A 9,905-nucleotide genomic window follows, 5' to 3' on the forward strand; every position below is an offset into this window, starting at 1 on the left:
CCGTCCGGGCGGCAGGAGGCTAGCCCGGCGCGCGGGCGAAGGGAAGGGGGGCCGATGACCCGTCCCGCGCGATCGCGGCCAGGAGAGCGGCGAGGCGGGCGGGCATGGCGAAGAAGGGTGAATGGCCGCACGGCAGGCGATGGACGCGGCCGGGCGCGAAGGGGGCCGCCATGGTCTCCTGGTATTCCGGAGGGATCGTATGGTCATCTTCGCAGAGCACATAGTGCCGCTCGACCTGCGGACCGTCATCGTGGGGCGGCAGGGGGGTGGACTGCGGCAGGACAGGCTCCGGGCAGAGCCGGGGCAGCGCGAAGTCCAGCGCCTCGTCCGGGCAGTCATGGTAGAAGGTGGCGCGCGCGCCTGCCGGATCGACCGAATAGGTGATGCCCCCGGGATCGGGGCGGACGATGCCCCGCAGCGGCTGGCGCGGCCCGGCCCTGCGCATCTCCACCAGCGACCTGCCCGCCGCCGGCACATAGGCGCAGAGGTAGACCATCCGGCGGAAGCGGTCGGGTGCGCGCATCGCCGCCAGCGTGATCGGATAGCCCGCGGCGGAATGGCCGACGAGCGTCACTCCGCGGTCGGCCGCCGCGAGGATCGCGTCGGCGTAGAGATCGAGCGTCGCCGCCGCTGCGGGCGTCCGGTCCTCGCCATGGGCCGGCAGGTCGACGGCGCGGGCGCTGTGACCTAGGCCGGTGAGTGCGGGGATCACGTCACGCCAGCACCAGGCGCCGTGGCAGGAGCCATGGACGAGGAGGAATGCCGCCATCTCAGCCGTGCCCGATCCCTGCGAGGAAGCCGCAGAGGACGCCGGCGAATTCTGCGGGCCTGTCAACGCAGGGCAGGTGACCCGCGCCCCGGATAAGCTCGAACCGCGCGCCCTTGATCAACTCCGCCGTCTCGCGCACGAGATCGGGCGGCGTGGAGCCATCCTCCGCCCCGGCGATCACCAGCGCCGGCAGCGTCAGCCCCGATGTCGGCGTGTAGAAGTCGGTACCGGAGATGGCGGCCATGCAGCCGAGATAGCCCTCTACCGGCTGACGCGTGACCATGGTTCGCCACCCCAGGATCTCTGCTCCCTCGCGCAAGGGCTTGGCGAACCAGCGCTCCATCGTCGCGTCGGCAACCGCCTCGATTCCGCCCTCCCGGACGGCGGCGATGCGGTCGGCCCAGAGGGCGGGCGTGGCGATCTTCGCGGCGGTGTTCGAGAGCACGAGCGCGCGGACGAGATCGAGCCGCTTCACGGCGAGGCCCTGGGCGACCATGCCGCCGATCGAGAGGCCGACGAAGACGCAATCCTTCACCCCGAGGGCATCAAGAAGCCGTTCGGCATCCCGCACCAGGGCGCCCATCGCATAGGGGCCGGGCGGGCAGGAGGAAAGCCCGTGCCCGCGCATGTCGTAGCGGATGAGGCGGAGCGACTTCGGCAGGAGCGGCACGATCCTGTCCCAAAGCCGGAAATCGGTGCCGAGCGCATTGGCGAAGACGACGGGCCACCCGGCCGGGTCGCCGTCTTCGCGCCAGTGAAGCTGGATGTCGCCGAGATCGAGGATGTGCATCGGGCCTCCGTTCGCGCCATCCTGCGGGGCGGCGGCCGAAACGGCAAGCGCCTCAGCCACGGGAGAGGAACCGCGCCAGCACGTCGTCGAGTGGCGTCATGTCCAAGTCCGGGAGGAGGCTGGCGAGTTTTCGACCGTCGAGCCAGTGCGGGTGGTCGTAGAGATAGCGCATCTCGCCAAGTTCGCGCGCGAGTTCCCAGACGGGGGAGGCCAACGTCATCATCCACCAGGGAAAGCGCGCGATCCGCATCGGCCGGCCGGTGTGCCGGGTGACGGTCGCCGCAAGCTCGCGGGTGGAGAACGCGAGTCCCGGGAAGGGTACGTCCTCGAACGCGGCAAGGGCGTCGTGCCGCGCGGCCAGTTCGACGGCCGCGCGGGCCATGTCCGGCAGGTAGGCCCAGGCATGGGCGGCGTCGGGGTCGCCGAGGGTGGCGATGACCCCTTTGGCCGCCTTGCCGATCACGAAGCGGTCGAAGAGGCCGCCCGGCGCATCCGGGTCGATGAAATCCCCGGCGCGCAGAAGGATCGTGCGCAGACCCGTTGCCGCGGCGTCGCGGAAGCGCTCCTCCATCTCGGCCCTGATGCGACCCTTGCGGGCGACCGGTCGGTGCGGTGTCGCCGCGCCCCAGGGTGCGGGTTCGATGCCGAAGACATAGACATTGCCAGGGATCAGGACCGTCGCGCCCGACGCACGGGCGGCGGCCAGGACGGCACCGGTGATCTCAGGGACGAGCCTCGCCCAGTCGTGGTAGTTGGGCGGGTTCATCGCATGGACGACAAGGTCTGCACCCTTCGCGGCGGCGGTCATGTCGGAGCCGCGGCGGTAGGGCCGCACTTCCCACCCGGCCGCCGCGAAGGCGCGCGCCGCCTGTGCGCCGAAATGGCCCGAGGATCCGAGGACGAGGACGGTGCGGGACATCGGTGACCTCGCTTGCAGTGCGGACTCAGCCTACACCATCGCCCTTGACGGCTCCACGCTCGTGCCCGCGGTGTGGCCCCGGCGCTTGACCGCGGGGCGGCCATTGGCTAGGCGGGCGGGGAGTTTGCGCAGCTTTCAAGGAGCCCCGCCCGTGGCCAATCCCTCCCTCCTCATCCTCGCCGGCGACGGCATCGGCCCTGAAGTCATGGCCGAGGTAAAGAAGATCATCGCCTGGATGGGCGCCAGGCGCGGGCTGAGCTTCGACGTGAGCGAGGATCTCGTCGGCGGCTCTGCCTATGACAAGCATGGGACGCCGCTTCACGACGACACGATGGCGAAGGCGCAGGCGGCGGATGCGGTGCTTCTGGGCGCCGTCGGCGGGCCGAAATACGACAAGCTGCCCTTCGAGGTGAAGCCCGAGCGCGGGCTTCTCAGGCTCCGGAAGGAGATGGACCTCTACGCCAACCTGCGCCCGGCCCAGTGCTTCGACGCGCTGGCCGACTTCTCGTCGCTGAAGAAGGAGGTCGTCGCCGGGCTCGACATCATGATCGTGCGGGAACTGACCTCGGGCGTCTATTTCGGCGAGCCGCGCGGGATCTTCACCGAAGGCAACGAACGGGTGGGCATCAACACCCAGCGCTACACCGAATCCGAGATCGCCCGGGTGGCGCGTTCGGCCTTCGAACTGGCGCGGCGGCGGTCGAACAAGGTCTGTTCGATGGAGAAGGCCAACGTCATGGAATCGGGCATCCTCTGGCGCGAGGTCGTCCAGGAGGTGCACGACAAGGAATACCCCGACGTCGAGCTTTCGCACATGTATGCCGACGCGGGCGCGATGCAGCTGACCCGCTGGCCGAAGCAGTTCGACGTGATCGTGACCGACAACCTCTTCGGCGACCTGCTGTCTGACCTCGCCGCGATGCTGACGGGCTCGCTCGGGATGCTGCCCTCCGCGAGCCTCGGCGCGCCGATGGCGAACGGAAGGCCGAAGGCGCTCTATGAGCCCGTGCACGGCTCCGCCCCCGATATTGCCGGCCAGGGCAAGGCCAATCCGATCGCCTGCATCCTCAGCTTCGCGATGGCGCTGCGCTACTCCTTCGACCAGGGCGGCGAGGCCGAGAGGCTGGAGAAGGCGGTCGAGAAGGTGCTGGCGGACGGCGTGCGGACCGCCGACCTGATGGGGCCCGAGGGCGGCAAGCCGGTTTCGACCTCGGAAATGGGCGACCGGATCGTCGCGGCCCTCGACGCGTCGCTCTGATCGGCGCCGGGCGCGGGCGTCAGGCCCGCGCGTTCTCCACATCCTCCGACAACAGGGCCTGGGCCGGCGGCGCATCCATCGCGGCGATCTCGCCGTAGTGCAGGATGCGCTCGGCGTGCTGCGCCATCCGCTCCAGGCTTCGGATTGCGTCGGTCTGGTCGAAGACGTCGCGGGGGCTGACCAATCCCACATGTTCGCGCAGGAGCGCGGCGCGGCGAAGTCGGCCGGCGCGCACACCGATGAGCCGGGCGATCCGGTTCATCCGGCGATGCTGCCCCTCGGCCGAAGGGGCCGCGGCCGCATGGCGCAGCGCCGTGCCGAGCACGGTGGCAGGCCGGCGCAGCACCGGGTCGCCGGTCAGGAGTGCGAGCCGATCTTCCGCCCCCGCGCGGTGCCAGAGCCGGTTGATGTGGTCGATCCGGTGCAGAAGAGCGGTGCGCCGGGCCAGCGGTGCTGCCTGTCCGTCGGGCACGGCGATGCGCGTGACAAAGGCGCCGAGATCCTCGAGCGCGGGCTGCATGAGGGGGACGAGTTCCACCAGTGCCTCGTTCGTCCCACCGGGGGCGAGCCGCGCCCCCAGCGCGGCGAAAAGCGCCGTGGCATCCGCGTCCGAGGCGCCGCGCGCGGCGTCAAGGGCGGCCGGCGCGTCGGCAAGCAGGCGCCGGTCCGGCGGCTCGGCGAGGACCGCACCGCTGCCGGGCACGAGCCATTCTATGAGCCGCGCGAAGGGCCGCGTGAACGGCAGGACGAGAACGACGCCAAGAACGTTGAAGAGCGTGTGAAAGGCCACCAGAGCCGCCGGTTCGTCACCGCCGAAGGCGCGCGCCAGCGCCGGCGCGGCCGTTGCCACCACGGCGAAGGCCGCGATGCCGGTGATGACGTTGTAGACGACATGCGCAATGGCCGTCCGCCGCATGTCACGCGACCCGCCCACCGTCGCCACGACCGACTTGAACGTGGTGCCGATGTCCATGCCGACCACCATCGCCGCCGCCTGCGGCAAGCTCAGCCCGCCGGTGCCGAGAAGGACGAGCGTCGCCGCCACGCCCGCACTCGACGACTGGATCACCACGGTGACCGCGACCCCGAGGAGGAGGAGCCGCAACCGCCCCCAGAGCGTTTCGGCCGTGGGCGCGAAGGTCAACAGGCCGTCGCGGAACCCTTCCGCCCCCGCCTGCATCATGTCGAGCCCGAGAAAGACCAGGCTGAAGCCGGCAAGGAGACCGCCCACCCGTCCCCAGCTACCGCGGCCGAGCGCCAGGAGAAGCCCCGCAGCAAACAGCAGCGGCAGCGCCAGACGCGCGAGGTCCAGCTTGAAGCCCAGAAGGACGACCATCCAGCCGGTGATGGTGGTACCGACGTTTGCGCCGAAGACGACGCCCATCGCCTGCGGAAAGCTGAGAAGCCCGGCGCCGACGAAGCCGATGGTCATGACGAGCGTGGCCGAGGAGGACTGGATCAGCGCCGTCGTCGCCGCGCCGGCGACCGCGCCCGTGAGGGGCGAGGTCGTGACACGGCGCAGCACGGCGCGGGTCTGCCGGCTGGCCAGTTCGCCAAGCGCGCCGGTCATCATCCGCATGCCCAGAAGGAACATGCCGGTGCCGCCGAGAAGGGTAAGGATGTCGCCGCTCATGCCGCCGTCCGCTGCGTTTCCGTGGCAGTCTCGCCGTGGATCGCGCCCGGTGCAACGGCCCGCTGTCGCCGGACCGGCCCCGGGGCTTGTGCATCCGCGCCCGAGCGTCCAATGCTGGCGCCACCACCGACGAAAGGCACCGATCATGACGCCCGCGACGGCGCATCACAATTTCCGTGGAGCGATCTTCGCGCTTCTCGCGATGGGCATTTTCGCCACCCACGACGCCGTGGTGAAGCACCTCGGTGCCGCCTATTCGCCGTTCCAGATCGTGTTCTTCGCCTCGCTTCTGAGCTTCCCGCCCGTGGCCGTCATCATGCTGAACGATACGCGCGAGGCGAGCCTGAGGCCGCGACACCCCGGTTGGGTACTGTTCCGGACGGTTCTCACGGTCGTTACCGGTGTCTCGGCCTTCTACGCCTTCTCGACGCTGCCGCTGGCGCAGGTCTACGTGATCCTGTTCGCCTCGCCGCTGCTGATCACCATCCTTGCGATCCCGCTTCTGGGCGAGAAGGTGCGGGCACGCCGCTGGGCGGCCGTGATCGTCGGCCTTCTCGGCGTCATCATCGTGATGCGGCCGGGGCAGGCGGAACTGTCGCTCGGCCATCTCGCGGCGCTGACGGCGGCGGTCTGCGGGGCGACCGCCTCGGTCATCGTCCGCAAGATCGGGGCAGACGAACGCTCGGTCGTGCTGCTCCTCTTTCCGATGGTGGGGAACTTCATCGTCACCGGTCTCGCCATGCCCTACGTCTATCGGCCGATGCCCCTGGCCGACCTCGGGCTGATGGCCGTGATCGCCGCCTTCGGGCTCACCGCTTCCTTCCTCGTCATCCTCGCGTACCGGGCGGGCGAGGCGGCGATCGTGGCGCCCATGCAGTACTCGCAGATCCTCTGGGCGACTGCCTACGGCTATCTCCTCTTCGACGAGGCGCCCGACCGGGCGACGATCCTCGGCGCCGGCGTCATCATCGCCTCGGGCCTCTACATCGTCTTCCGCGAGACGCGAGCGGGTGCCTCGGCCCACCGGCCGGTCATCGAGGCGCGGGGCCGGACGGAAACCGCGACGACGCCCAAGTCGAGCGTGCTGCAGCGGCTGTTCAGCGGACGCGGCAACGGGGTTTCCTGACTGCGCGCGCTCTGCCCCCTTGCCAAAGCCCCCGGGAATCGGTAACCCCGCCCGGCAATAGTCGGAGCGTAGCGCAGTCTGGTAGCGCACCTGCTTCGGGAGCAGGGGGTCGGAGGTTCAAATCCTCTCGCTCCGACCATTCAAGAAAATCCCGAAAAACTAAATACTTAAGGTTGTCGGCGGAATACATCCCCAACACCTGTTCCGTGCACCCGACGGTGCCGGCGGCGGGACCGCGGCCCATCCTGATCGACAGTGCGGCGCGAGCAGTGATCTTCCTGCGTCGAAAGGGGGTGCAATTCTGCAGTCAGCCTTGCCATGCCGGCAGCGCACCGGGTTACATCCCACCCACGCGGTCGCGCGCCTGAACCGCGACATCAGGCGCCGCACTGAGGTCATAGGAGTATTCCCCTGCGAAGGGTCCGCCATTGATCTGATCGGCGCCATGCTGAACAAAGAGCGCGATGCGTGGCAGACCCCGAGTCTCTGCAGGATCATCGCGGCCTTCGCGCTCAGCGGCAGGGAGGAGAGCGACCCCGTCCGCAGCGCGACCACGAAAGCCGAGGCATCCGGGAATTCTCGCAGGTGACATGGGTGTAATACCTGATATCATGAAAGATGTCCCAGGCATCAAGTCTGTATCCGGAGGTTTCTCGAAGGATGATCACAGGCCCGCAGATCCGGGCAGCGCGTGCGCTCCTCGGGGTCGACCAGAAGGTCCTGGCCGAGATGGCCGGGCTCTCGGTGCCCACCATTCAGCGGATGGAGGCCAGCGACCGGACCGTGGGCGGCACGGTCGAGAGCCTGACGCGGGTCGTCGCGGCGATCGAGGCGGCAGGGGTGGAACTGATTGCAGAAGGGGCGACAAGCAGCGGCGGCGGCCGGGGAGTGCGTCTGCGGCATAGCCCGGCCGTCCGGGATGACGAGAGCGCCGCGGTTGGCCGTCGAGGCGAGAAATGATCGCCGCTGCGGCCGGAATCGCGCTCTGCCTGCTCGCGCTCTCGGTCGCCGCGACGGCCATGCGCGGTCTGACGGCGGCCTCGGCGGCGGTCTACGCGGCCAGCGCGGTCTTCTGTCTTGCCTTGGCACTCGTGGGCATATGGACGCTGGCGACGCAGGCGGATGCATCCGCGATGACGGTTCCCGTCGGCCTGCCCTGGCTTGGTGCGCATCTTCGCCTCGACGCGCTTTCGGCGGTGTTCCTGGTGATCCTTGGCACCGGCGGGGTCTCGGCCAGCGTCTTCGCCATCGGTTACGGTCGGCACGAGCACGAACCCCACCGGGTGTTGCCCTTCTTTCCCGGATTCCTTGCCGCGATGACGCTGGTCCTGCTTGCCGACGACGCCTTCACGTTCCTCGTGTCGTGGGAAGTGATGTCGCTCCTGTCCTGGGCGCTCGTGCTGACCCATCACCGCGACGAGGCGACGCGGACGGCGGGATATCTCTACCTCGTGATGGCGGGTTTCGGGACCATGGTCCTGTTGCTTGCCTTCGGTCTCATGGCGGGTGCCGAAGGCGGCTATGACTTCGCGGCGATCCGGGCCGTCACGCGAAGCCCCGGGCTGGCGGCTCTGGTCCTGGCGCTCATGATGGTTGGCGCGGGATCGAAGGCGGGCCTCATGCCGCTGCATGTCTGGCTGCCGGTCGCGCACCCGGCCGCACCGAGCCATGTCTCGGCGCTGATGAGCGGGGTCATGACCAAGGTCGCGCTTTACGGCTTCGTGCGGGTCGCCTTCGACCTCGTCGGCCCGGTGCCGTGGTGGATGAGCGTGCCGATGATCGTGATCGGCGCCGTCACGGCGGTGATGGGCATTCTGTTCGCCAATGTCGATGGCGACGGCAAGCGGGTCCTGGCCTATTCGACAATCGAGAACATCGGCGTGATCTTCGCCGCTTTCGGTCTTTCGCTGGCCTTCAGGGCGAACGGCATGGGCCCGCTCGCGGCGCTCGCGCTGACGGCGGGGCTCGTCCATGCGGTGAACCACATGCTCTTCAAGAGCCTCCTGTTCATGGTCGCGGGCGCCGTTCTGAACGCAACCGGGCGACGGGATCTCGACGGGCTCGGCGGGCTGATACATCGGATGCCGAAGACGGCCTTCCTGGCGCTGGTGGGTGCAACCGCGATCGCGGCGCTGCCGCCGCTGAACGGCTTCGTCTCGGAGTGGCTTCTGTTCCAGGCGGTGCTGCAGAGCCCCCAGTTGCCCCAGCCGGGCCTTCAGTTCCTTGTGCCGGCGGCCGGCGCGCTCCTCGCGCTGGCGGCGGCGTTGGCCGCCGCCTGTTTCGTGCGCTTCTACGGCGTGATCTTTCTCGGCCGTCCGCGCAGCGACGTGGCGCGGAACGCCGCCGATTCCGACGGCTGGTCGCTTGCCGCAATGGGCGGGCTGGCGCTCCTCTGCGTTCTGGCCGGGATCGTTCCCGGATTTCTCATCGACCTCGTCGCACCGGCGGTTGAGCTGGCGGTCGGCGCGCGCGTGCCGATGCAGGCCGGCAACTCCTGGTTCACAGTGGTCCCTGTCGCTGAGGTCCGCAGCAGCTACAGCGGCTTTCTCGTCATGACTTTCATCGCGATCTCGGGCGGGGCAAGTGCATGGCTGGTGCACCGCCTCGCCTCGCGCAGGCTCCGCCGGGCGCCGGCCTGGGACTGCGGCTTCCCCAATGCCGACCCGGTCACGCAGTATGGCGGCGGCAGCTTCGCCCAGCCGATACGCCGGGTCATGGCCCCCGTGCTGGCCGCCCGCGAGACGGTGACGATACCGCCCCCGGGCGACATGGCGGCGGCGCGACACCGCGCACGCACGGAAGATCTGGCCTGGACCCGAATCTACCTGCCCCTCGTCACCGCGGTCGGTTTCGTCGCGAGGCGTTTCAATGCGTTGCAGTTCCTGACGATCCGGCGCTACCTTGGCCTCGTCTTCGGCTCGCTCATCCTTCTCCTGACGGGGCTGACGATATGGAACTGACCGGAAACCTGGTCCTGCAGGCGATCGAGATGCTCGTCGTGCTGGCCCTCGCGCCCGGTCTGACGGGCCTGGTGCGCAAGGTCAAGGCGCGGCTCACGCGGCGGCGCGGGGCATCCGTCCTGCAACCTTACCGTGACCTTCTGCGGTTGCTGCGAAAGGAAGTTGTGCTGGCCGAAAACGCCTCGTGGCTCTTCCGGGTCTCGCCCTACATGATCTTCGCGGCCACCTGGGTTGCCGCCGCGCTGGTGCCGACATTCGCCATCGGGCTGCATTTCAACTGGACGGCCGACCTGATCGCCCTCGTGGCGCTTCTCGGCAGTGCTCGCTTCTTCCTGGCGCTTGCCGGCATGGACGTAGGCACGAGCTTTGGCGGGATCGGCTCTTCGCGCGAGATGATGATTGGCGCGCTTGCCGAACCCGCGATGCTGCTGATGGCCTTCACAGTCGCGC

At 69.1% G+C, this 9,905-nt stretch carries 10 protein-coding genes and 1 tRNA gene; 7 read left to right on the forward strand and 4 right to left on the reverse strand.

Annotated elements, in window-relative coordinates; genetic code table 11:
* Positions 1-19: 19 nt before the first annotated feature.
* The 3 genes from ACMUOO_RS08755 to ACMUOO_RS08765 are packed head-to-tail and all read right to left on the reverse strand — an operon-like array spanning position 20 to position 2,478.
* The gene (locus ACMUOO_RS08755) at positions 20-769 is read right to left on the reverse strand and encodes an alpha/beta fold hydrolase (RefSeq protein ID WP_413855028.1); all 750 of its coding nucleotides are present in this window, start codon (positions 767-769) and stop codon (positions 20-22) included.
* 1 nt (position 770) lies between these two features.
* Positions 771-1,559: a 3-oxoadipate enol-lactonase gene (gene pcaD, locus ACMUOO_RS08760; RefSeq protein ID WP_301920530.1), complete on the reverse strand. Its 789-nt coding sequence runs from the start codon at positions 1,557-1,559 to the stop codon at positions 771-773.
* 52 nt (positions 1,560-1,611) lie between these two features.
* Positions 1,612-2,478 (reverse strand): epimerase, encoded by an 867-nt coding sequence (locus tag ACMUOO_RS08765; RefSeq protein WP_301920531.1) that lies wholly within the window; start codon positions 2,476-2,478, stop codon positions 1,612-1,614.
* A gap of 151 nt (positions 2,479-2,629) precedes the next feature.
* On the opposite strand from ACMUOO_RS08765, the gene leuB reads away from it, so the two are divergent.
* On the forward strand, positions 2,630-3,736 hold the full coding sequence (leuB, locus tag ACMUOO_RS08770) for a 3-isopropylmalate dehydrogenase (RefSeq protein ID WP_301920532.1): 1,107 nt from the start codon (positions 2,630-2,632) through the stop codon (positions 3,734-3,736).
* A gap of 19 nt (positions 3,737-3,755) precedes the next feature.
* Here leuB and ACMUOO_RS08775 read toward each other — a convergent pair whose 3' ends face one another.
* Positions 3,756-5,369 (reverse strand): Na/Pi cotransporter family protein, encoded by a 1,614-nt coding sequence (locus tag ACMUOO_RS08775; RefSeq protein ID WP_301920533.1) that lies wholly within the window; start codon positions 5,367-5,369, stop codon positions 3,756-3,758.
* Between the two features lie 145 nt (positions 5,370-5,514).
* Here ACMUOO_RS08775 and ACMUOO_RS08780 point away from each other — a divergent pair, with 145 nt between their 5' ends.
* The 6 genes from ACMUOO_RS08780 to ACMUOO_RS08805 all read left to right on the forward strand — a co-directional run.
* Positions 5,515-6,495, forward strand: coding sequence for a DMT family transporter (locus ACMUOO_RS08780; RefSeq protein ID WP_301920534.1), 981 nt, complete (start codon positions 5,515-5,517; stop codon positions 6,493-6,495).
* A 62-nt stretch (positions 6,496-6,557) separates the two neighbouring features.
* Positions 6,558-6,634, forward strand: a tRNA-Pro gene (locus ACMUOO_RS08785).
* A 174-nt stretch (positions 6,635-6,808) separates the two neighbouring features.
* The gene (locus ACMUOO_RS08790) at positions 6,809-7,084 is read left to right on the forward strand and encodes a transposase (protein WP_367891233.1); all 276 of its coding nucleotides are present in this window, start codon (positions 6,809-6,811) and stop codon (positions 7,082-7,084) included.
* A gap of 71 nt (positions 7,085-7,155) precedes the next feature.
* Positions 7,156-7,455, forward strand: coding sequence for a helix-turn-helix domain-containing protein (locus tag ACMUOO_RS08795; protein ID WP_301920535.1), 300 nt, complete (start codon positions 7,156-7,158; stop codon positions 7,453-7,455).
* The gene (gene hyfB / locus ACMUOO_RS08800) at positions 7,452-9,455 is read left to right on the forward strand and encodes a hydrogenase 4 subunit B (RefSeq protein ID WP_301920536.1); all 2,004 of its coding nucleotides are present in this window, start codon (positions 7,452-7,454) and stop codon (positions 9,453-9,455) included. Before ACMUOO_RS08795 ends, hyfB begins: the two co-directional genes overlap by 4 nt.
* Positions 9,446-9,905, forward strand: a 460-nt coding sequence (locus tag ACMUOO_RS08805) for a respiratory chain complex I subunit 1 family protein (protein ID WP_413855030.1), incomplete at its 3' end; no start/stop codon positions are given. The genes hyfB and ACMUOO_RS08805, both read left to right, overlap by 10 nt.

It is taken from the genome of Albidovulum sp., from assembly GCF_041919395.1.
Classification (GTDB): Bacteria; Pseudomonadota; Alphaproteobacteria; order Rhodobacterales; family Rhodobacteraceae; genus Albidovulum.